17 protein-coding genes are annotated in these 23,620 nt (G+C 34.2%); 9 read left to right on the top strand and 8 right to left on the bottom strand.

Features of this window, described 5'->3' with window-relative positions; genetic code table 11:
- The first annotated feature begins 1 nt into the window (after position 1).
- From KQA_RS0208960 to KQA_RS0208945, 4 genes are all read left to right on the top strand, one after another.
- The gene (locus KQA_RS0208960; RefSeq protein WP_010180262.1) at positions 2-757 is read left to right on the top strand and encodes a rhomboid family intramembrane serine protease; all 756 of its coding nucleotides are present in this window, start codon (positions 2-4) and stop codon (positions 755-757) included.
- Positions 757-1,674, top strand: coding sequence for a rhomboid family intramembrane serine protease (locus KQA_RS0208955; protein ID WP_010180260.1), 918 nt, complete (start codon positions 757-759; stop codon positions 1,672-1,674). Before KQA_RS0208960 ends, KQA_RS0208955 begins: the two co-directional genes overlap by 1 nt.
- Before the next feature lie 309 nt (positions 1,675-1,983).
- Positions 1,984-2,706: an endonuclease/exonuclease/phosphatase family protein gene (locus KQA_RS0208950; protein ID WP_232285874.1), complete on the top strand. Its 723-nt coding sequence runs from the start codon at positions 1,984-1,986 to the stop codon at positions 2,704-2,706.
- A 2-nt stretch (positions 2,707-2,708) separates the two neighbouring features.
- Positions 2,709-3,026 carry a DUF6122 family protein gene (locus tag KQA_RS0208945; protein ID WP_010180257.1) on the top strand — a complete coding sequence of 106 codons (318 nt, stop codon included), beginning with the start codon at positions 2,709-2,711 and terminating at the stop codon, positions 3,024-3,026.
- 302 nt (positions 3,027-3,328) lie between these two features.
- Here KQA_RS0208945 and KQA_RS0208940 read toward each other — a convergent pair whose 3' ends face one another.
- The 7 genes from KQA_RS0208940 to KQA_RS0208905 form a co-directional block, all read right to left on the bottom strand.
- A complete protein-coding gene (locus KQA_RS0208940) occupies positions 3,329-3,958 on the bottom strand; it encodes a WbqC family protein (RefSeq protein ID WP_010180256.1) in 630 nt (209 codons plus the stop codon).
- 23 nt (positions 3,959-3,981) lie between these two features.
- Positions 3,982-5,652, bottom strand: coding sequence for a signal peptidase I (gene lepB, locus KQA_RS0208935; protein ID WP_010180253.1), 1,671 nt, complete (start codon positions 5,650-5,652; stop codon positions 3,982-3,984).
- 99 nt (positions 5,653-5,751) lie between these two features.
- Positions 5,752-6,453, bottom strand: coding sequence for a 4-hydroxy-tetrahydrodipicolinate reductase (dapB, locus tag KQA_RS0208925; RefSeq protein ID WP_010180251.1), 702 nt, complete (start codon positions 6,451-6,453; stop codon positions 5,752-5,754).
- 108 nt (positions 6,454-6,561) lie between these two features.
- Positions 6,562-7,152 carry a DUF5683 domain-containing protein gene (locus KQA_RS0208920; RefSeq protein WP_232285873.1) on the bottom strand — a complete coding sequence of 197 codons (591 nt, stop codon included), beginning with the start codon at positions 7,150-7,152 and terminating at the stop codon, positions 6,562-6,564.
- Between the two features lie 40 nt (positions 7,153-7,192).
- Positions 7,193-8,092, bottom strand: coding sequence for a ParB/RepB/Spo0J family partition protein (locus tag KQA_RS0208915; RefSeq protein WP_010180247.1), 900 nt, complete (start codon positions 8,090-8,092; stop codon positions 7,193-7,195).
- A 12-nt stretch (positions 8,093-8,104) separates the two neighbouring features.
- Positions 8,105-8,869: a ParA family protein gene (locus tag KQA_RS0208910; protein WP_010180245.1), complete on the bottom strand. Its 765-nt coding sequence runs from the start codon at positions 8,867-8,869 to the stop codon at positions 8,105-8,107.
- 134 nt (positions 8,870-9,003) lie between these two features.
- On the bottom strand, positions 9,004-9,720 hold the full coding sequence (locus KQA_RS0208905; RefSeq protein WP_010180242.1) for a YebC/PmpR family DNA-binding transcriptional regulator: 717 nt from the start codon (positions 9,718-9,720) through the stop codon (positions 9,004-9,006).
- 291 nt (positions 9,721-10,011) lie between these two features.
- Here KQA_RS0208905 and KQA_RS0208900 point away from each other — a divergent pair, with 291 nt between their 5' ends.
- Together KQA_RS0208900 and KQA_RS0208895 are read left to right on the top strand one after the other, a co-directional pair.
- Positions 10,012-12,312: an ATP-binding protein gene (locus KQA_RS0208900; RefSeq protein WP_010180240.1), complete on the top strand. Its 2,301-nt coding sequence runs from the start codon at positions 10,012-10,014 to the stop codon at positions 12,310-12,312.
- Positions 12,313-12,330: 18 nt separating this feature from the next.
- The gene (locus KQA_RS0208895; protein WP_010180238.1) at positions 12,331-12,753 is read left to right on the top strand and encodes a response regulator; all 423 of its coding nucleotides are present in this window, start codon (positions 12,331-12,333) and stop codon (positions 12,751-12,753) included.
- Between the two features lie 84 nt (positions 12,754-12,837).
- On the opposite strand, the gene KQA_RS0208890 is transcribed toward KQA_RS0208895, so the two are convergent.
- Positions 12,838-13,290, bottom strand: a complete 453-nt coding sequence (locus KQA_RS0208890) for a BLUF domain-containing protein (RefSeq protein WP_010180236.1) — start codon at positions 13,288-13,290, stop codon at positions 12,838-12,840.
- Positions 13,291-13,487: 197 nt separating this feature from the next.
- Between KQA_RS0208890 and KQA_RS0208885 the strand changes: the two genes are divergently transcribed.
- The 3 genes from KQA_RS0208885 (at position 13,488) to KQA_RS0208875 (ending at position 23,294) form a co-directional block, all read left to right on the top strand.
- The gene (locus tag KQA_RS0208885; protein ID WP_010180234.1) at positions 13,488-16,064 is read left to right on the top strand and encodes a DUF6923 family protein; all 2,577 of its coding nucleotides are present in this window, start codon (positions 13,488-13,490) and stop codon (positions 16,062-16,064) included.
- Between the two features lie 90 nt (positions 16,065-16,154).
- Positions 16,155-18,671 carry a hypothetical protein gene (locus KQA_RS0208880; RefSeq protein WP_157366635.1) on the top strand — a complete coding sequence of 839 codons (2,517 nt, stop codon included), beginning with the start codon at positions 16,155-16,157 and terminating at the stop codon, positions 18,669-18,671.
- A 279-nt stretch (positions 18,672-18,950) separates the two neighbouring features.
- Positions 18,951-23,294: a beta strand repeat-containing protein gene (locus KQA_RS0208875; RefSeq protein ID WP_157366634.1), complete on the top strand. Its 4,344-nt coding sequence runs from the start codon at positions 18,951-18,953 to the stop codon at positions 23,292-23,294.
- Positions 23,295-23,620: the final 326 nt, after the last annotated feature.

Here is a 23,620-nt window from a genome sequence, read left to right as displayed (position 1 = left end):
GATGGATAGAATTACAGATACAGTAAAAACTTTATTGATCATAAATGTAGTGTTTTTTATAGGGAGTAATTTTTTGGTTCCCAATATAGCAGATACCTTATTTGCACTGTGGTTTCCTAAAAATCCTAATTTTAAAATTTGGCAACCTTTGACGCATATGTTTATGCACGGAGGTACGACTCATTTATTGTTTAATATGTTTGCTTTATATATGTTTGGTAGTCATATTGAACGTGCAATAGGAAAATCAAAGTTTATATTTTTATACTTTTCAGCAGGTTTTGGAGCTGCGGCATTACAGATTTTATTCGGCTATTATGAATTTATGCCCATGTATGCTGTTTTAAAAAATAATGGCTTAACCGATGTGAATGTTGTTGAATTTATTAAAAATATTTTAGAAACGGGCCAGTATACTAATTATGATGGTTTAACTCAATCAGGATTAAGAAAAATGATTGAATCATTTAGTATTCCAATGGTTGGAGCATCTGGGGCAATATTTGGAGTTTTGGTTGCGTTTGCTGTTTTGTATCCTAATTTACCATTAATGCTAATGTTTATTCCCGTACCAATAAAAGCAAAATATTTAATAGGTGGTTATTTTTTATTGGACGTATATGCAGCATTAACGGGGAATAATATTATTGGTCCAGCAAATACAGCTAATTGGGCACACATAGGTGGGGCAGTGGTTGGTTTTATAATTATATGGTATTGGAAAAAGAATTCGTTTAATGATAAACGTTGGTATTAATGAACTTTAAAGAAGCATACACGAAACATTTTTTACTAGCTTCAGTTTTACATAAGCTGATTATTGTTAATGTACTTGTTTTTGTATTTTTTCCATTGGTAAACACCTTGGGTTTTTTGTTTAAAACAGACTTGGAATTTATTAAAAATTGGTTTGCGTTTCCGCATGATATTTTTAGTTATGTATACAAGCCATGGACATTAATAACTTATGGCTTTTTACATTCGGGATTTAGGCATTTGTTGTTTAATATGTTGTATTTGTACTTTTTTGGACAAATATTTTTGAATATACACAATGGGCGTCGTTTTTTGAATGTTTATTTTTTAGGGATTATAGTTGGAGCTTTGGTATATATGTTATCCTATAATTTATTTCCAGCTTTCTCATCAGTGTCTTCTTCGGTATTAGTAGGTGCTTCTGCAGCGGTAAATGCTGTAATGGTAGCTGCTACTATACAGAGTCCGAATTATTCGTTTAAATTGCTATTTCTTCCTTTTACATTTAAATTATGGTGGATCACTGTTGCTTTATTGTTGTTCGATGTAATTAATATTCCTAATGGAAATGCAGGTGGACATTTAGCACATTTGGGTGGAGCGCTAATCGGTTATTTGTACATGAAGCAATTACAAAAGGGGAATGATATTGGACAACCTGTCGAAAATTTTATGGATTGGGTTGTAGCCTTAACAAAACCTAAAGAAAAAGTTGTATTAAAAACAGTACACAAGGCAAAAAAAGCTAAGACAACCACAAGGAATACCGCTTCAACACGTAAAACTACCCTATCCAGACAAACCAAAACACCCACACAAGAACAGATTGATGCTATTTTGGATAAAATAAGTAAAAGTGGGTATGAGAGCCTTTCAAAAAGTGAGAAAGATTTTTTGTTCAAAGCAGGTAAAAATTAGAAAGCACTTATGAAGCGTATTCTTTTTTTGTTAAACTCCATTTTGGTTTTTGTTTCATTGTGTTCATGGGGGATCTCATACATACCACCGACAAAATTACATTTTATTAACTATTGCACGCTTTTAATGCCAGCACTGTTGTTAACGAATGTTTTTTTTGCATTGTATTGGCTACTTCAATTAAATAAAAAATGTTTATTATCTATTGTTTTTTTACTATTGAGTGCTAATAGTTTATCACGTTTATATGGAATTGGTTTTTTTAAAACAGTACCCAGTGTAAGTGTTGTGAAAAAGCCCATAAGTATTATGTCTTATAACTCACGTCATTTTTCTTCGGCAGATGAGCATACTGTTTTTTATAAAGAATTTATTGATGCATATAAAGGGAATTTGCCAGATGTACTTATGGTACAAGAAACATTAATTAGTGCTATAAAAAAATTGAACAAAGCCTATCCTTATGTTTCTATAAAAGCGGAGGGAGCAAAACAAGGATCTAATTTTATAGTTTCAAAATATCCTATAGTAAATCAAGGATTAATTAGATGGGACGATAGACTGATGGGTAGAGATGCGGCTTTTGCAGATTTGAAAATAGAAAATGATACTATTCGTTTTTATAGCATTCATTTATCTTCTTATAAGTTTTCAAAAAAAGCCGAGGAATTACAAAAAAGAGGAGGGAAGAGTATTTTGAAGCGTTTTAGTAAAGTATTTAAATATCAGCAAAAACAAGTTGAGAAAATAAAAGCGCATATAAAGCAGTGTCCTTACCCAGTGGTGATTGGTGGGGATTTTAATAATAATGCATTTTCATATGTATATAAAGAACTGTTTAATGCTAGTGATTTTAAAGATACTTTTGTTGCAGCCGCCAATGGATTTGGAGCTACTTATGATTTTAGTTATTTTCCGACACGAATAGATTTTATTTTTGTGCCTACATCTGCTCAGGTTTTTTATCATAAAATTGATACGCACAAAGCTTGGTCCGATCATTTTCCTATAACCGCTAAAGTAAGTTTTTAGTCATGTGGGAACTATTGAGATTTTTTATCCACTATGGGTTACACTTTTTGTTCCCAGGAGTGATAGCTTACGTTTTTTTTAGAAAACAATGGAAAAAAGTGTGGTTACTGTTACTACTGACTATGCTAGTAGATTTGGATCATTTGTTAGCTACAGATTTTTTCGAAGCTAATCGATGTAGTATTAATTTTCATCCCTTACATACCTATTATGCTATTGGAGCTTATGTTGTGCTTTTTTTTATTCCTAAAACAAGAGTTGTCGCATTGGGATTACTTTTACATATGTTAACGGATTATCAAGATTGTATGTGGATGTAAGTTCTCGATACATTTTCCCTTCGCTATCGCTACGAGAAAATACTCGAACCAGTAATCGTGTATTATTTAAGTCTTTATATTACTTCGAGTGATTTACGTAATGAAATGGAGTAAATTGTATCGAGAAGTGGCTGTTGATTTATAGCAACGTATTTCTCGATACATTTCCCTTCACTATCAATACGAGAAAATATTCGAACCAATTAGCGTGTTTTATTCAAGTTTAGTATAAATCTTCGTATGGCTTCGAGTGATTTGTGAAATGGAATGAAACAAATCGTATCGAGAAGTGCTGGTGCTAGTTACAAATCTTGACTTTCTAAATAAGTTAAAGCATTTGGACCTTCGTTAAAAAGTAGATCTAAAATAGATAGGTTGGGAATGAATCCGTGTTTACTTTCAAAAACTTGAATGTAATTATCAAAGTTGGCGCCAATGTTTTTGTCTTTTGGATTCACAAGATATCTGTAATCAGCAATGTCATGTGGCGATTGTAAATTAAATTCGGTCGTTTTTGTTTGTGGTGTAGCTATTTGTAAGCAATCAAAAATAAATTCCGAAATTTTATGATTAAAATCAAGAAGGAATTTTGGCTTTTCTTGAAAAAGTGGAGCTATGTCATCTTCGTAAAATTCAAAGTAAGGAGAAGTTCTGTATGCAGCTTCTAGTGATTTCCAATGAATTTTTAAGCTGTTAAATTGATGCTCAATTTTAATATCCCTATATAAACGTTTATTTCCTTTTACACCAGAATGAAGTATAGGCAGGTTTAAAAGTAATATACCATTGGCTCCATAAATATAAGTACGGTTACGTAAAGTCTGTTTTTGATAATTATCACAATCTTCAAAAACAATACTTTTCGCCTTAGCTATAGCTACATATTGTGCAATAGAACCAAAATAACTAGGGTGTGTAACTATTTGACTCATTTAATTAGTACTCCGTTTTTGTATTATGCTTGTTTTTCTTTTCGCTTTTTTAAGAAGAAGCTAATGCCCATATATGCTAATATAAGTGCTAAAACTAAATAGCGATAGGAAACCAACTTACCATCACCTCCCACGGTGGTCATGATTCGATTCCAACGAATTTTGTTGAAAAAACCTTTGGCGTTAGTATCCCAACTCATGAATAAAAATACAGGTTTTCCTACTACATGATTTTCAGGAACAAATCCCCAATAGCGACTGTCTTCACTATTATGGCGGTTGTCACCCATCATCCAATAGTAATCTTGTTTAAAGGTGTATGAAGTAGTTGGTGTATTATTGATTAGTACTTGACTTCCGTTAAGGCTTACTTTATTTTCAATACCCATTTCTTTACCTTCGTAGACTTCGATAATACGCTTGTAAAAGTCAATATTCTCAGGGGTTAAATTCACAGATTTTCCTTCTTCGGGAATGTAAATAGGTCCCATTTGATCCTTATTCCAGTCAAGTTTACCATTATTTGGGAAGATTTTGGGTTCTTTTTCTCCTTTAGGACTAATGATACGTTCAATTGAAGCCACATCTTTACGTTTTGCAAATCGTTTGGCCTCTTTTTCTGTTAAGGCAGAAATATCGTAAGTGGTCCCTAAGTTTTTAAATTTAGCAATTCCAAAAGCTTTAGCCTGCTCATACTTTAAAGCGATAGGTCCTGTTTGCCTGTCTCTTGTAGCTAATCCATTTGGAAAAGCAACAGGATCGGTAATGTCATATCTTTCATAAAATGATTTTAGACTTACGGTAGCATTAGGCTTTTTAGTTTGTACATTATACGAGTACTGCGGTTTTGCTTTTTCAGGAAGGTCAAGCGGTTTTCCGTCAATAAAAATTTTACCATCTACAATAGTTAAGTTATCTCCAGGGACACCAACACAACGTTTAACGTAATTACTTTTCTTGTCAATAGGTTTGGTAACTTTAATACCATTACGAGTAAAAAACTGGGTTACGGTATCAACGGGCCAGCTAAACACTACTATATCGCTACGTTTAATTTTACTAAAACCGGGTAACCTAAAATAAGGAATCTGTGGCTTTTTTAAATACGAACGCTTCTTTATAACCGGAATCGTATCATGTACCATAGGAAATGATACCGCTGTCATAGGAGCACGTGCCCCATAATGAAATTTACTCACAAATAAAAAATCACCGATAAGCAATGTTTTTTCTAATGATGAGGTTGGAATGTTATAAGGTTGCATCACATAAGTATGCACAATAGTAGCAGCAACAACAGCAAATAAAATGGAACTGACCCATTCACCAGCGGCAGTTTTTGGAGTTAAGCTACGGTCTTTAATATGTTCAACATCTAGAAAGTAGTTTACATAAAAAATATAAAAACCTAGAGTGGCTACTACTAAAAAAGTATCAGTAGGTGTATTTTTACCAAAACTACGTATGGTTTCTACCCAAAAAATAGGGAGCATAATTACATTTATTACCGGGATAAATAGGAGTAGTACCCATGACCAGTGTCGGTTTATTATTTTGGTTAAAATATAAGCATTGTAAACAGGTACGGCAGCTTCCCAGGCTTTAAAACCAGCTTTAACATATAATTTCCAGGTTCCTAAAAAGTGAATCACCTGTATAACTAAAAAAAATATAAACCACTGTGTTAGTGTCATGATAGTATGTTTTATAAATGCATTTAAAGCAAATGATTTTACTTCAAACTATTATTTATTGTGTGTATTAAAAAAAATAATACATCATTATTTTGGAATTTAAAGACCTAAAACGTCTTTCATTCCATAAATTCCTTTTTTATCAACCAACCATTCCGAAGCAACTACAGCTCCTAGAGCAAACCCCTGTCTGTTGTAGGCTGTGTGTTTAATTTCTATTTCATCCACTTCAGAATGATAAGTAATGCTGTGTGTTCCAGGAACATCGCCAACACGTTTTGCCGTAATGGTAAGGTTTTTTTTGTCCCCTTCATATAGCTTCCAACCTTCAAAATCAGTATTTTCAATAATACCTTCGGCTAATGTAATGGCTGTACCACTAGGCGCATCAAGCTTTTTTGTATGGTGAATTTCTTCTGTTGTCACGCCGTAATTCCCAAGCATGGGATGCATTAGTTGCGCTACTTTTTTATTTAATTCAAAAAATAGATTCACCCCTAAACTAAAGTTAGAAGCGTATATAAAGCTTCCTTCTTTTTCAATGCATAGGCTTTTCATAGTTTCGTAATGATCTAACCAACCTGTAGTACCCGATACTACGGGAACTCCAGCATTAAAACAGTTGGTCAAGTTACCTACAGCTGCGGTTGGAATGCTAAAATCAATAGCTATATCTGCGACAGAAACATCATATGTAGTGGTGTTTTGGTCAACTTTAAGTACAATTTCATGTCCTCTTTCTAAAGCAATTTTTTCAATTGCTTGTCCCATGCGTCCGTATCCTAGTAGTGCTATTTTCATTTTATTTGATTTCTTTTTGAAACGATGCTATGTAGCGCTGTCTTGTAAATTATTTTTTAACTAGAAATTAATTTGTTGGCGAATATACAACTTCTTTATAGTATGCAATTAAAAACTATATTGTAAAACCATTCCATAATTAGCTTGAGCTGTTGGGGTATCAAACTCAATTTTAGGCGAAAAGCTTAGTTTTTTATTTAGATTATATTGTTGTAGGTGAGCTGTTACATTGGCATCTACAATATTTAATACATACAGGCCCACGGTAATCAGTATGGATAATTCTTGTTGTTTTCGAAATTGCCTTTGGGCTTCAATTAGACCGTTGTTGCTTAATATAGCTCGATCATTTTCTTGATCATAAAAGCGATCAGTAGTAATTCCGCGCAAGCGATTTTTAAAAATATCTCGAATTTCATCGTGATTATTTTTATTCCATAGGGTAATTCCGATTCCTGTTCCCAAGGCGCCATAAACAATTGGTATTTTCCAATACTTGCCAGTGTAAGCTTGTCCTAAACCGGGAAGTACGGCAGAGTAAAATGCAGCTTTAGAAGGGGCTAAGGCATTATAGGGGCGAATATTTTTTTGTTGCCTAATTTTCCTACGCTTGATACGTGCTAACTTTTTTAAGTTCTTTTTTACGGCAACTGAATCTACAGATACAATGCTTAAACTATCTTTTTCTTGCGCAAGCAATTGGATTGAAAAAAATAAAAATAATAATATTAGCCCTTGTTTAGCCACGCTTTAGTAACTTCAAAATACGATTAAAATCTTCTTTTGACGAGAATGGAATGGATATTTTACCTTTTCCATTACTGCTAGCTTTAATGTCTATTTTGGCACCAAAAAAATCAGCAAACTCGTCTTGAACCTCTGTTACAAATGAAGGATTTTGTTTGGTAGCCTTTTTATTGCCAGCAGTTTCTTTATTTGTAAGACTGCGAACAAGTTCCTCTGTTGCACGCACGGACAAAGAATCACTAATTACCTTTTCATAAGCACTAATTTGGGTGTCATGATCTTCAATATTAATTAAAGCACGCCCATGTCCCATACTCAAAAAGCCATCACGCATTCCCGTTTGAATGATTGGATCTAATTTTAATAAACGCAAGTAATTGGTTATGGTGGAACGTTTTTTACCTACACGTTCGCTCATCTGTTCTTGCGTTAAATTGATTTCATCAATTAGTCGCTGGTAGGAAAGTGCTACTTCAATAGGGTCTAAATCCTGACGTTGAATATTTTCAACCAAAGCCATAGCTAATGATTCATTATCATCGGCAATACGGATATAGGCAGGTATGGCTTTTAAACCTAGTTTTTTACTTGCACGGTAACGGCGTTCACCACTAACTAATTGATAGGAGTTAAAACCAAGTTTACGAACAGTAATGGGCTGTATTAAGCCTAATTCTTTAATAGAACTAGCTAATTCATTTAAAGCTTCTTCATTAAAACTAGTACGTGGCTGAAAAGGATTTACCTCAATGGCATCCAAATCCAATTCGACAATACTACCTACTACCTGATCTGCATTTTTATCATTTGCTGATTTAATGTCATTTTCAGGATCTTTAAGTAATGCAGATAATCCACGTCCTAGCGCTTGCTTTTTAGTTGCTTTCGCCATAAATAGCTATTTCTATTTGTTTTTTTCAATAATTTCATTGGCTAAACTTAAATAGTTAGCCGCTCCTTTACTACTAGCATCGTAATTAATAATGCTTTCGCCATAACTCGGAGCCTCACTCAAACGTACATTACGTTGAATGATTGTTTTAAATACCATTTCGTTAAAGTGTTTTTGTACTTCTTCAACAACTTGATTAGATAAACGTAAACGGGCATCGTACATGGTAAGTAATAAGCCTTCGATATCTAAATTTTGATTGTGTATTTTTTGAACACTTTTAATGGTATTTAGTAATTTTCCTAAGCCTTCCAAAGCAAAATATTCACATTGAATTGGTATGGCTACAGAATTGGCAGCAGTCAAAGCATTTAGTGTTAATAGCCCTAGTGATGGTGCACAATCGATTAAAATATAATCATATTGGTCAACTATAGGTACCACAGCTTTTTTTAGCATGTATTCACGTTGCTCCTTATCTACCAATTCAATTTCAATAGCGACCAAATCAATATGGGCAGGTACTAAATCAACGTTAGGAGCTGTAGTTTCAATAATAGTATCTTTAATATCAGCTGTATGTTCCAATAATTGATAGGTGCCTATCTCAACACTTTCAACATCAATTCCTAATCCCGAGGTAGCATTTGCTTGTGGGTCAGCATCAATAAGCAATACCTTTTTTTCAAGTACACCAAGTGAAGCAGCTAAATTCACTGAAGTTGTGGTCTTACCTACGCCTCCTTTTTGATTAGCTATCGCTATAATTTTTCCCATGCATTTAGATTTGGTTAGGAATGTAAAAATACAACTTTAAAGCTGTATAAAAAATCTACTTATTAACAGTTTTTGTAGTGTGTAAAGCTTGATTAGTGAGACTAGATAGATTTACATAAAATTAACTATTCCATTTATGAAGCCTCCACCATGGAATGATATACATTTTGTACATCGTCATCTTCTTCTAATTTTTCGAGTAACTTTTCAACGTCGGCCAGTGCGTCACCACTTAATTCTTTGGTCACTTGTGGTATACGTTCAAATCCAGACGAAAGTATTTCGATATTTCTATTTTCTAATTCTTTTTGAATGGCTCCAAAGCTACCAAAAGGGGCATAGATTAGCACACCATCTTCATCTTCAAAAATTTCTTCGGCACCAAAGTCAATAAATTCTAATTCTAATTCTTCTACATCAATACCATCAGCATTAATACGGAAATTACACGTATGATCAAACATAAATTCAACCGACCCCGAAGTACCTAAATTTCCATTACATTTATTAAATGCAGCCCTAACATTTGCAACAGTTCTGTTATTGTTATCTGTAGCGGTTTCAACTAGGATAGCAATTCCATGCGGTGCATAGCCTTCAAAAAGGACCTCCTTATAATCACCTTGGTCTTTATCCGAAGCTTTTTTTATAGCACGTTCAACATTATCTTTAGGCATATTGGCTGCCTTTGCATTTTGAATAACAGCACGTAGGCGAGAGTTTGATGCAGGATCAGGACCTCCTTCTTTAACAGCCATTACAATATCCTTACCAATACGTGTAAACGTTTTTGCCATTGCCGACCAACGTTTCATTTTTCGTGCTTTACGAAATTCAAAAGCTCTTCCCATCTTATAAATGATTTAATTATATGCGGACGTAAAAATATTAAATTAAGATTATATACAAAGAAGCATTCATTTTTTTTGAAGGAGACATACCAGTTTTACTGAATTAGAGGACCTTTTTAATTTCTGTGATCCATAACCTATAAAAAAATTAGTAATAATCAATTTTTTTAGTCAAAAATAGACAAGTAATCGTTGAAATGCATATTTCTTTGTTGAAAAAAATAGTAATTTGCACACTTAACAACTTGAAAAACAGATTGTTATATGTTTATCTGATTTTTTTAATTATACATGATAAAAAAGCAAACCTTTAGTAGTCTGAAAAAATCTACACCGGAAGAATTATTTGTCGATATTGGTTTGACCATAATTTGTGTTGATGAAAATTGTGTCATCCATTTTATTTCGGGGGACTATAAGCGGTATTGTATAGTGAAAAAGGAATTGGTAACAAATTTAGTAGGAACCTTGTTGCCAGAAATTGAAGTACAATTATTAAAATGTTTTCAACAAATTAAGCATTCGGATTCGAGTATATTAAAAACGACTATTTATGATATTGAAGATCGGAAATGTATTATCGTAGAAATAAGAAAAACGCTTAAGTTTCAGGGTGGTAAAAGACTGTATGTGATAAAATTACAGAATGAAGTCATATCTGCATTGTACGATATAAATTATGATGAGCAATTGAGTATTGCTTTAAATGAAAGATCGTTTGAAAATACGCCAAGAAATTTACCTATTAAAGATGATTTTTATAAGCATAAAAATAAATTTAAAACTTTTGCTGATAGTGCGGGAGTGGGGTGGATTTTTTTAGATTTAAAGTTAAACATTTTAAGTTGTGCATCGGAGATCAGCCATTTTTTTGGAATAGAGTTTGAAAATTCAAGAGAAATGATCAAAAAGTTTTCTGAGGCGATTATTGGTCATGATATTGAAAGCTTATGCAAACAAGTAATAAATACAGGAGAACTTTGTGTAGTTGAAGTTCAAAATAATTACGGAATTTGGTTTAGTGCCACTATACAATTGGATAAAGATGATTTAGGACAGCCTATGGGCTTACTTTTAAGTTTTTTTAATATTCACGAGTATAAAGTGGCCTTGATAGAAAGGAAAAAGGTAAACGACTTTTTTGGGAAATTAGTAAAAACCAGTCCCGCAGTCATCACAACATATGATATCAAAAAACAACAATTTTCATACGTAAGTTCTAACATAGCTCGATTTGCAGGTTACACAGAAAGAAAAAATGAGGTTTTTAATAATGATTTTTTTATGAGTATCATTTATAATAATGATATCTCTTTATTAAATGCACATTATGATGATGTAGCCCAAAAAAATGGAGCTATTCCATTACAAATAGAATACCGAATACTACATAAAGAAACAAAAAAACCAGTGTGGTTGTTGGCAACAAGTAGTGTTTATCAACGTAGTGCAGCAGGAGAGGTGTTGTCAATAATAACCTCCACACAAAATATAAATGATACAAAAAAAATAAAACAAGAATTAGCCGTTTTTACCGAAAGAGTACAGGCAGCTTTTAAATGTAGTAGGTCTGCCATTTGGGAATGGTCAAGTGGACAAAAAAATAAGGCATGGTGGCCCGAAGAATTATGTGACCTAATAGGGTGGAGTAGTAGCGAAATTGGAAGTTCATTCAGGCAATTGTTAGGCTTTATTCATAATGATGATAGGGAGCTATTCATAAAAAGCTTGAAGTTACTTTCTCAAGAAAATAAACATTACGAAAAAGATATAAGAATAAAAACAAAGCAAAGGCAATTTAAATGGTTTAGAATTAGCGCTAAAATAAACGAAAGTGAAATTGATAATCAAAAGAAAGTTGTAGGGACGCTAACGTATATTCATGAAAAAAAACAAGCAGAGCATAAATTAAAAAAATTAAATGAAGAGTTAGAGCGGTTCGCATATTTGGCAAGTCATGATTTGAAAGAACCTCTAAATACGATAACTAGCTTTATTGGTTTATTTAAAGAAGAGTTTTATGAAGCTTTAGAGAGCGACGCGCAACAGTATTTACAGTTTATAGAAGGAGCTACAATTCGAATGGGGAGTTTAATAAAAGATCTATTGGCATATTCGCAGTTAGAGAATGTTTCCCTTAAACAAGAAGCGAATAATTTGAATTTGATTGTTGCCGATGTTTTGAATGATATAAAAAAAACGATTCATGTTTCGGGGGCATTAATTTGTGTATCGGAATTACCAAAGGAGGTCATTTGTGATCGTACTCAAATACGTCAACTTTTTCAAAATTTGATAACAAACAGCATAAAATATCAGTGTAAAAATACCATACCTAAAATAACTATTGGGTGTGTAGATCGGAAAGAATTTTATGAGTTTTTTATAAAAGATAATGGTATTGGGATACATAAAAAACATTATAAACGCATATTCGAAGTGTTTAAGCGCTTACACCTACCCGAAGATTATGAAGGGAATGGTATCGGTTTAGCCAATTGTAATAGAATTATAAATAATCATCATGGTAATATATGGTTAACGTCAGAATTAAATAGTGGAACAACTTTTTATTTCACTTTACCTAAATAGAATTTAAAAATAAAGATTATGGAACAGATGGATTGTGTACTTTTAGTTGATGATAGTATCACAGCTAATTTTTACAACAAAAAAATTTTAAATACGTGTCATGTTACTAAAGAAATTGTAGAAGTTCATAATGGAGAGGAGGCCTTACATTTTTTGAAAGCATGTGAAATAAAGAATGAAAAAAAACCTAATGTAATTTTTTTAGATATCAATATGCCTGTAATGGATGGGTTTGAATTTTTAGAGGAATACATGAAATTTCCATACCAATTTAGAGCCGATATTTTAATAAGTCTTTTAACTACCTCAAACTGGAAGAATGATATGGATAAGGCCAAAGAAAGGTGCGATTTTATTTTTGATTTTATAGAAAAACCTTTAGCTAAAAAAGATGTACAGCATGTATATGAATTTTATAAAAGTCAAATTCATACCGTATAAATTGTATTATTAGACATGCAACAACAACTTTATGGAAATGAAAAAAGATCATATAGAATATTACAGGTAATACAGGCTTCCATATTATAATAATTGAAGGATTTCTTTGTGGGAGGAAAGTAAATCCACCATACTACATATTTTTGAGGAGTTCACATCAATACTTTGGTGCAAACCTTTTAACCATTTCATATAATTAATAATTTGTTGTTCCAAATTCAAATTAATTAATTGATTTTTATCAATTTGCCCCATGCTCCAATCAAAAAAACGCTTGTTTCCAGTATGCGAAGTATTAAAACAATTAACAATTTGATGTCTTCGGTCTTTTTCTAACACAGCAATTAGTTTATCTAACGTATCCGCTTTGTCGGCTTCTATGTATTGCATAAAGTATCCATCTTCGTAATATAAATATCCAGTAATTCCTTTTTGTTGATTATTACTCCTACTTTTTGTTAAAATATCATTTATTACTATATCTGTCACAGGAATAATAGCTTTACTAATATATATAGCGCTATAGTATGTATTCATTGTATTTAAATTATTGATTTTCAATTGTATAATTTAGTTATTTTATCTTTTAAAAAAAAAGCATAATAATTGTATTTAATCGATTTTATTTGCTTTTTAAAGTTTTAAAAAAAGAATATTACATATAAGTTTCTAATATTCAGTTATATGTGTACATTCGTGTAAGATTTAGATTAATAAATGCAAACAAATAAGGAGTGGAGAATATAAAAGTAATATTTAGCAAATATTTTTCTATTAATTTTTTTTTAATATCAACAGCTATTTGTGCGCAAGATATTGATAATGATGGTACACCAGATACGGTAGACCCTAATGTAAATAGTGCTGTTGCAGTAAATGATATGCAGACTATCCCTTTGGCAACAGTATCAGAAGTGTATATATTGGATAATGATGATTTTATTGGAAATTCGGATGTGCGATCTGTAGGTTTCATTGAATTAACAGATTTAGGAACTGGTTCCGCAGGCGGAACGGTTAAATTTAATGTAGACAGAGGAACACTAAGGTATACTCCATTAACTAGCGAAGCAGGAACAAATGTTTCTATTAATTACCGAGTATGCAATACGCTTGCTAATCCAAATGTATGTGCCAGTGCTACATTGAATTTAACAATAATGACTAACACAAATTTTGTGTGTACCAATACAGCTTATGTAATTAGCGCACCTAATAATACCACGTCATCTACTTTAGGAGCATTAGATTTACAAGCACCAGAAACGCCCTCGGGAGTAATTACACTTTCGGCAGCGGGGACATATAATGCCTTAGCTTTTAATACCAATAATAATTTATTATATGCGCTTCAAACTCGAGATTTTGATACTACCGATACAGTCAGACGAGGTGATTTAGTAACCATATCTCCATCGGGAGTGGTGGTAAGTTTAGGTAAACCAGTAGCCGATTCAGCTGCTACAGCAGCTTTAATGCCTACTTGGCCAGGTAGCGGTAATGTGGCTAATTCGCAATTAAATCTCAGGAATTTTATAGGAACAATTGATTCACAAACCGAAACCTTTTTGACATTTGCACAAGATAATGTGGATGGTACCAGATATATTGCCAAAGTAGATTTAAATGCCTTTGAATATTCTTTTGTTCAATTAGATCGGAATATTAATCCCGCCGATGTAGCCTTTTCAAATCAGACAGGCTTACTTTACGGTGTTAATGGAACAACAATACGATCCTATAATCCAAATACAGGTGAAGTTTTGGATATTACTGTTGATCCAAGTTCGGATACACTTATAAGTAGTGCAGGAGGTGCATGGTCTGATGCTAATGGAAATGTATATTTTTATAAAAATGGAGGTACTACAGGAAACGTTATATTGTTTTATAATGTGACCACAAATGTGGCCAAAAGAATAGGGGAAGTAACCCCTTTTTCGGACTTTGATGCAGCGGCATGTACCCCGCCTGTAATTACCAAATCGGCAAATGGTTTTACGTTTGCTCCAGGATCAACATTTACTTATACTTTTGAAATTTCAAATACATTAACTACAGTTTCAAACGTAGGTTTTTCTGATGTACTAACTTCTTCAGAGTTTAGTTTTGTACCCGGTTCTATAGTGCCAGCAAATCCAGGAGGAGGTACTATTACTAATTTTACTATTAATAGTATAGAAATAGAAAACATAATTGTACCTGCCGCTGGGAGTACCACTTTTGATGTGCAAATAGCCGTAAGCTCATCGGCAGAAGTAGGCAGTTTTAGTAATACTGGTTTTGTTAGTTTTGGTCCGCAAACCATAAGTAGTGATGACCCAAGGACGCTACCTGCTTCAAACCCAGATCCAACGGTAATAAATATAGTTAGAGATGCCGATGGTGATGGGATTACCGATAATTTAGACTTAGATGATGATAATGATGCTATTTTAGATGAGGTGGAGTGTCCTCGAAATTTTTTAACAATTTCTGCAGTTGATTTAGGTTTGGGTAGTAATGAGAGTAATGTGAGTGTAGTGAATGTTGATGTAAGCTCAAAATTTGGATTAGGAAATGGAAATGTGGTTATAAGTGCAGAAAATATTTACACAAATAACAGTGGCGAATTTGTGGCGGGTAACCCCGCAATTATTACAGCATATTCTCGGTTTGATTTTACAGGTACCTCTCAGGTTTTTTTACAATTAATACACGATCCAGTATTGTCTCAAGACACTTCATTTGATGGTATTCGTAGTGTAGATGGAACTACCTATTTCTTTTCGGGTAGCTTAACGACCGGTTTTTCAAACATTCAAGATGGAAATAAATATTTAGTACAGCGGAATACTTCAACAAGTAGTACGTCAACATCATTTATATGGGAATCGGAAATATCCAATGTACAAAGCTTTGAAGTTATTACGACTGACGAAGATACTGCTAATCCAACACAGCCTAATGCCATTTATGAAATCCGTATTAGTATTGCCGAGGATTTTGATGGTGATGGTATTCCTAATTGTTTGGATTTAGATAGTGATAATGATAATTGTGCCGATGCTGTTGAGGGTGCAGGAGGCTTTGCGCAAGTAGATCTGGTAACAGCCGCAGGTACAGTATCGAGTGGAGTAGGCTCAACAGTAAATCAAAATTTATCGAATTTGCCAAGTACAGTTGATAGCACACCTGGTAGTATAACTTTTGGAGTACCTATAATAGGTCCTGCCACTACAGCAGTTACACAAGGTATTGATGAGAGTCAAGATGGTACAAAAAATAGTCAATGTTGCGAAATTATTCCACCAACACTTTCTCCAAATTAGATTTAATTTTACATTAAAATATTGATTTTCAAATTTTTATGTTTTTTTTTGGTAACTTAACTTTTATATATATAGTAATAATTATTGGATATGAGGCAATACTACGATTCGAGTTATAAAATAGTAGTTCTATTTTGTATATTGTTAATGGTACATTATACGCAGGCAACAACTGGAATGTTTTTTTTAGATGCAGTTATAATGCCACCAATAGATCCATGCAGATCTTGTGCAACAGCAACTTGTGGTACGGCACCAATAACAGATCAAATTAGTGTTTTTAATAATGTTGATGGAGTAGGTACAGATCAATTGTGTCACCCAGATGTTTTTGAAATAGTAACTTCAGGGGATACGGTGACCTTTTGTGCGACATTTACTACTCCAGCAGTGTTGGAAGAGAATTTTATTAGTTTTTTAGGGGCAACACCAACTACTAATGCTGGTTGTACCGTGTCTAACATCAATAATTGGCAGTTTTTCAATGGGTGTTCACCAGTCACAGCTACGGGAAGAGTAACTAATGAGCCTAATTTGCCTGCTAATATAGGTAGACCTATTTGGCAAGTAAGCCCAAATACAACTTATGAATTATGTTATGATGTCACGGTATCGGGAACTTGTTCTTTAGTTTCAGAACCTTGTTTTGCCCCACATTGGGTACCTGCACCTTGTGAGCTTCAATTGGCTACTGCAGCAGTAGATTGTTCAGCAATGAATGGTACATATAATTTAGAAATAGCTTACACCAATGGTGGGCAAGGAGCTGGGACATATGCGATCAATAATGATGTAGGGGTTCTAGCAGGTGATGATCCTAATTTAGTAGCTAATGGCTCTATACTCATTAATAATATACCCGATGGATCGGCCTATAATGTTTTTATTTTAGGAGATAATGTTGTTTCTGATTGTGAATTTTCAGTTACTAGTCCAGGATATACTTGTGCTTTTTGTCCAAAAATAGTTAAAGCTACAGTTGAAAAGGATACCTGTGGTGCTGATACGGTAACATTACGGGCAGAAGTAGATACAGGTATCGAAGGACAAGATTATTATATTGAGTGGTTACAGAATGGAATACCAATTAGTACTAATGCAGCTTCAACCGTAGGACTAGATGGTGTTTTTGGTACAGCCGATGACCCTACAACAGCCTTAGTCTACGTACATACGTTAAATTTAGCAGGAGGAATAGCAGCTTGTGGTTTTGAAGATCAGGTATTTACTGCTAGATTATATTGTAAAACATCAGATGAATTAAACCAAGGGAATAGTGCTGTTGGGGGAACGCAAGTAAATGTACCAGCGGGTAATACTTTAATAGCTACTTATAATGCAGCTGCGGAAACCTGCATTAATTTAGATTTAAGTAGTGTGCCCGCAGCAGCTATTGCAGAAAGTTTTGATTATCAATTTAGGGTGTCATCGGGACCACCATTTGGCAATAGTTGGATATGTGAGGCAGTAGTTAATGTAAAAAAACCTGTCTCTTCAACCGAAGGACCTTTCTGCCACCCTTATTGGGCTACCAATGGAGGATGCCCAGTAGGACCAGCAGCTGTAATAGGAAACACTACGTGTTTTGGTGGGCCCGGAAATGGTGCAGGTACATTATTAATCCCGCCTACTGTAGCAACTAATGATTTGGGAGGAATTAATTCAACAACACCAGCTTCGGGACTATGGCAAATATGTACCTATGATACTTTTTTAGATAACGGAGGGAATACGGAAGGTGTATTAAATTATGCATTATTAAGAGTAAATTATTTTTTACCACCAGGTACAGGAGTTAATTTTACGGATTATTCCATTGTCGATGCCGTAAATATTTCTACTCCAGCTCCCATAGCCAGTACACCAGTAACAACAGTGAATAATCCTAATGGACCAAATTTGGTTACAGGCCTTCGTGTATGTAATGCACCTGTACAAGGAGTGGACTTTACATTACCTAATGTAGCAAACTGTGAATTAAATTTGGTCACAGTTTGTGGAAATGCAGTTGTACGTTATTCAGGTGATGGAGGAATGAGTTATTTACTTCCAGAACCACCAGTGCTTCCTATTAATGGACAAACTATTTTTTATGAAGTATCTACACCTGATTGTTCTGCAATATGCGGAACAACAGGGAGTTATGTGTTAAGTAATTGTCCTCCTTTACTTGATAGTGATGGAGATGGTGTTAGTGACTTAGTAGATGTAGATGATGATAATGACGGAATTTTAGATATAATTGAAGGGACTACAGATACAGATTTAGATACGATTCCTAATTATCTCGATTTAGATAGTGATGGTGATGGTTGTCCTGATGCTGTTGAAGGAGGGGATGCAATTATTCAGCCTGTATTGTTAACATCTAATATGGATGGTGGGAATGTTGGAACCCCTTCAGGGCAATCCATTCAAGAAAATTTAACAGGAGTAATTACTAGTGCAGACCCTGTTGCTGATGGTATTATAGATAGCACAGGTAGCGTAACCCTAGTTGATGGAAATACAGTTGCTGCAGTACAACAAAGTTTAGGGGAAAGTCAAAACGCTACAACCGATGCAGATTGTTGTCAAATTGTACCTTTGATTATTATGCCTAATTAATTTAAACGCTTAAAATCTTTACTCTAGAGCTATATAAGAACCGTGTTTTTTGATATTAGTAAGTCTCTCTATTTATGAAAATACAAAAAAAGACTGTTCAAAAACTATATGCTATAAATGTCAATGTTTTTTATCGTTAAAACGAGTATTTTATCTATTAAAATCATCTTTTTATCTAAAATACTGTTAATCAGTTAATTGTATTTTTAAAGAATTGTAATTTAATGTTCTAAAAATCTGCTTTAGAGCATATTACGATTTTTTTAAAATAAGATGATTATGGATAAAATTACTCAAACCTCATTTTTTTACAATAAGTTATTATTGATATTAATCTGTTTTACTATTGGTGCTTTTCAAACAACTTACGCCCAAGATATCGATGGAGATACAGTTACCAACCAATTGGATTTAGATGATGATAATGATGGAATATTAGATGCCGTAGAGAGTGGGTGTGATCCAGCAGCAACTACAGGATTAGGATTAATATGGGATCCAAATATTGATGCAAGTACAGATGCATTTTCAAGGACAAACTTTAATACTGGGAATCCTAAAGTTGATCGTTATGAGCCCTCTCAGTTTGATCCTGTGTTTGGGTTTCCTGTAGATTTTGTGCAACCAACAGTATCTAATGTAAGTTTTGGTTCGGGCTTGGTTGATGAATCCTTAGATCCAAGCAATGAAGTGGAGGTTTCGGGGTATTATTTTTTGAGTGGAGCCACAGAAACAGATGTTACAGGAGCAAAAACAAATAATGATTATTTAGAATTTTCGTTTACAACATTGACGGATAAATCGGTTTTATTACGTTTTTTTAACCTTCAGGATGTACCCACATTTATCCCCGGAGTTTACGAAACTGCAAGAGGAGTAGATTTACGTCAAAGTTTTACAGCACCTACAGATCCAGTCTTTCCGTTATATGTAGATTTTACCTATCAAATTGAAATTAGTACCGATAGCTTTACAACGTCTACAGTGTTAATTCCTAGCACCACAACAGTGCGTAGACAAAACGGGCTTTCATTTACCAATTCTCTGGATGAGCAATTTGAGGTGCCAGCGGCATTTGATTATGAGGAATTTGGGGTGTTTCCACAATATCAGTTACACCCGGGCCAATTGTATACCGTGCGTTTGTATGTCTATGCTTCCGAGGATCAAGGAGGATTGGGAAGGGTTTCTTTCGATAATTTTAGACTAAATGTGAGTGATTGTACAACGGGAGATACAGATAATGATGGTATTGTCGATATGTATGATCTGGATAGTGATAATGATGGTTGTGCTGACTTGGAAGAGGGAGGAGGTAACTTTACAGTAGTTGACAATGGAACAACTGCTATGGGAAGCCTTTCCGATGGAAATGGAGGCATAGTAACTCAAAACTTAGGAAATACAGTAGGAGCTACTCTAGCTGGTGTTCCTAATATAGCAGGAGCAGGGCAGGTACTCGGGAATACAAAAGATGGCATTAATTACTGTGATGATTTTGATGAAGATGGCGTACCCGATGAAGTAGATTTAGATGATGATAATGATGGAATTTTAGATGAGTTAGATGTGTGTAATATTTCGACAAGCACTACAGATCCTATTGGAACAGCAGTAAATTGGGAAGCAGGAGGCTTTCGAATTTTTACCGTAGGAGGAAATACAGACGCTACCGGAGCTTTGGATAATGGTTTTGAGCAAGCAGTGATACGAGAAGGTATCAATATTAGTACGTTGAGTAGTGCATCCGATTATACCTCTACAGGAAGTGTAGGAGGCGGAACTGCAGATACTAGTGTTATTACATTTTCAAACGGAACCATTACCTATTCGGATACTTATGCAGCAGATGCGCAAGCCGAATTACGTACTACAACAGCAGGCGGATTTATATCGGGTGATACTGGTAGTGGAGTGTATGTGGAATCGGAATTTAATGGAGGGGTTGATGATGAATACACGGTATCTTATAATTTCACCACTCCGGTAACTTTGTTTAGCGTAGATATCGTAGATATTTTTGATACGTTTGGAAATCCCCCCAATCCATCTGATCTAATGCTCCAGTATGAAATAATTGCAGGAGGGAAATTAATAGCTTTTTTAAGGGATGAACCTACAGGTGATGATACTGTGGGGACTGTAGATATTTATGATGCAGTAGGTACCTTGAGAGGGAACATTGGTTCGGGACAAAATATTGAAACTACTATTTCATTTTTGACACCTAATCCTGTTTCAACAGTTGCTATACGCCACCGTATTGTTCAGGGTTTTTTAGGACCTTTTATGAGTGGAGGAACTAATTTTAACGCCGTACGCGATCCTCACGGCTTTGATCAATTCTCTTTTAGTACCGATAGTTTATGTACCAACTCAAAAAACACAGATAGTGATGGTGATGGCTGTCCTGATGCTGTAGAAGCTTCTGGTGATTTCAGACCAACAGACTTAACCTCAAGCAATAATTTGGCAGATGCCGATGAAGGAGATGTGGACGGTACTGGAGTTCCTTTGGATGGTCCTGGCGGAAGTCAAACAACGCAGAATGCTACGGCAGGTTATCTGGATGCAGGAGTTGAAAACTGTACCGATTCAGATCTAGATGGCGTACCAGACGTTACAGATATCGATGACGATAATGATGGGGTATTGGATACAGGTGAGGGTTTGAGGTGTTTTGATTCACCTATTTTTAATTCAGGAGAAGCTATACCCGTCGATTCCTATAGATTAATGCATGGTTTTACTACTACGACTACATTTAATGATGTTTTCTCTACAACTACGAACGCTCCTTTTTTGAATCCAGGTTCGATAATTATTAGTGCTAATAACATTACGATAAATAATCAACCACAGTATGCTTTTATTGAAAATATTACAGCAACTGATTTGGCTGATGCAAAGAGCAAAGATGAATATTTAACCTATACTTTTACCACAGTAGATAATATTATCAATGGGAGTATAGATTATATTTATAAATTCAGACAAGTTGACCCTACTTTAAGTTTCACAACTACCTATTCCATATCAAATGATGGTACAAATTTTACCGATTTAGGTACTATTTTCACAGCTAGTGGGGGTTCAGCAGGTTTTCCTAATGGTTCGCAACCTACTGAAATAGCAAATTATCCCCTTCAAGCTAGTACAACATATACGGTTAGGCTTTATTTCTATGATGTAGAAGCTGCCGCAGGAAATGTTATTTTAGACGATCCAGGTTTATTCTTTGATTATTGTTTAGGAAGCGATAACGACAACGATGGTGTTCTGAATCACCTTGACCTCGACTCAGACGGTGATGGTTGTCCAGATTTAGTAGAAGCAGGGGTAGCACCAACTACAGGAATTGGTCAAGGAACAATTGAAAACGGAACAGGTGGAGTTGTGATTACAACCACACCCAATGTAGATAATGCCCAGTTTACTTTTATTTCAGATGCTACTACAGATAACAATGGTGATGGATTGTTAGATAGCATTGATGATAATGGAGGTACAGGAATGCTAGATGGTACACCAGAATATACATCAAGCTACAGTACTTTTGCATCTGATTCGACTGTAAATGCTTGCTTAGATTCAGATGGGGATTCTATTGCCGATGTATTTGATTTAGATGATGATAATGATGGAATTTTGGATGTAGATGAATGTTCTTCTCAATTTGTTCCAACGGAGAACGATGGTTCATTTGGTCTGCTTTCAAGTGGATCTAGAAATTTAGAAACACCAATAACATCTAATGGTTATTCGTTTGCATCTTTGAATAATGCTGCTGGTCAATATGCGATAATAAGTAAAGCAACAACAGGATGGAGCACAGCTCCATTTTGGGAAGATTTAGCAGGTCATACCACTGGTTTAGATGATGATGCTTATCTAGCAGTAAATGGATCTAATAATGTTGGGATATTTTACAGTCAATCAGTTACACTTCCTGTCAATTCGGATTTTACATTGTCTTTATGGGGTGCAAATGCTGTTTTAGCCCCTGATACGGCTTCTTTTCCTGCTGAAGTAGGTATAAGAGTTCTGAATAGTGGTAATAACGTTGTTGCATCAGCAAGTACAGGTCAATTAACCATTCAACATATTTGGGTAGAAGCAAGTGCTACTTTCAATACAGGTTCTCAAACAGATTATACGATAGAGGTTTTTAATATTTCAACTGGTATAAATGGTAATGATTTTGCTATTGATGATATAAGTTTGATTGATACCTCTAATCTATGTATTACAGATACGGATAACGACGGAATTCCAAATAACTTAGACTTAGACAGTGACGGTGACGGTTGTCCAGATGCGGTAGAAGGTGATTTAAGTTTTGAACAGTCAGATTTAAGCGATGCTTCGACAACATTATTAAATCAGCCTAATAACAATAATAATGATGGTAGCATTTCAACAGGTTATTTAGGAAGCACTACCGAAAGTGTGTTATTTAATTTAGGAACAACTGTAGATACCGATCCAATGTCACCAACGTATGGAGTACCATTATCTACTTTAGCAAATACACCCAACACTCAAGGTATAGGGGGTAGCCAAGATGTCAATGATGATACCGCTTGTTGTGATATTGTACCACCAATGATTGCTCCAAACTAATATTTTTAGGTGATTACGTAAATATAGATCCCTCTCTAAAGATGTTAGAGAGGGGCTATTTTATCAAATAATTTTATAGCTCAATGTTGATTTTTTTGACAACTAAAAAATTGAAATACGTTGTAAATTTTATTGAAAATTAACTAACCCATAATTTCATAGTTAAAATTTTATAAAGACAGCTAAGTTTAATTATATGTAAAATCATAAACTTGTGTATTTGGTCTATAAAAAATTAACTTTCATCTTAAAAGTATGTATTTTATCTAATTTACTGTAATTCAAGCTGTTGTATTGTATTAAAAAATTAACTTTATATATAAAAC

The organism is Aquimarina agarilytica ZC1, assembly GCF_000255455.1.
Taxonomy (GTDB): domain Bacteria; phylum Bacteroidota; class Bacteroidia; order Flavobacteriales; family Flavobacteriaceae; genus Aquimarina; species Aquimarina agarilytica.
Note: the sequence above shows the minus strand (reverse complement) of the source record. Positions and strands in the feature narration are given on the sequence as shown.

Excerpts from the sequence above, each read along its gene's own strand:
- KQA_RS0208950 (WP_232285874.1), top strand. The coding sequence starts at position 1,984 with ATGTCTTATAACTCACGTCATTTTTCTTCGGCAGATGAGCATACTGTT.
- KQA_RS0208895 (WP_010180238.1), top strand. The coding sequence starts at position 12,331 with ATGGAACAGATGGATTGTGTACTTTTAGTTGATGATAGTATCACAGCT.
- KQA_RS0208945 (WP_010180257.1), top strand. The coding sequence starts at position 2,709 with ATGTGGGAACTATTGAGATTTTTTATCCACTATGGGTTACACTTTTTG.
- KQA_RS0208910 (WP_010180245.1), bottom strand. The coding sequence starts at position 8,869 with ATGGGAAAAATTATAGCGATAGCTAATCAAAAAGGAGGCGTAGGTAAG.
- KQA_RS0208955 (WP_010180260.1), top strand. The coding sequence starts at position 757 with ATGAACTTTAAAGAAGCATACACGAAACATTTTTTACTAGCTTCAGTT.
- dapB (WP_010180251.1), bottom strand. The coding sequence starts at position 6,453 with ATGAAAATAGCACTACTAGGATACGGACGCATGGGACAAGCAATTGAA.
- KQA_RS0208940 (WP_010180256.1), bottom strand. The coding sequence starts at position 3,958 with ATGAGTCAAATAGTTACACACCCTAGTTATTTTGGTTCTATTGCACAA.
- KQA_RS0208890 (WP_010180236.1), bottom strand. The coding sequence starts at position 13,290 with ATGAATACATACTATAGCGCTATATATATTAGTAAAGCTATTATTCCT.
- KQA_RS0208905 (WP_010180242.1), bottom strand. The coding sequence starts at position 9,720 with ATGGGAAGAGCTTTTGAATTTCGTAAAGCACGAAAAATGAAACGTTGG.
- KQA_RS0208915 (WP_010180247.1), bottom strand. The coding sequence starts at position 8,092 with ATGGCGAAAGCAACTAAAAAGCAAGCGCTAGGACGTGGATTATCTGCA.
- lepB (WP_010180253.1), bottom strand. The coding sequence starts at position 5,652 with ATGACACTAACACAGTGGTTTATATTTTTTTTAGTTATACAGGTGATT.
- KQA_RS0208960 (WP_010180262.1), top strand. The coding sequence starts at position 2 with ATGGATAGAATTACAGATACAGTAAAAACTTTATTGATCATAAATGTA.
- KQA_RS0208900 (WP_010180240.1), top strand. The coding sequence starts at position 10,012 with ATGATAAAAAAGCAAACCTTTAGTAGTCTGAAAAAATCTACACCGGAA.
- KQA_RS0208875 (WP_157366634.1), top strand. The coding sequence starts at position 18,951 with ATGGATAAAATTACTCAAACCTCATTTTTTTACAATAAGTTATTATTG.
- KQA_RS0208880 (WP_157366635.1), top strand. The coding sequence starts at position 16,155 with ATGAGGCAATACTACGATTCGAGTTATAAAATAGTAGTTCTATTTTGT.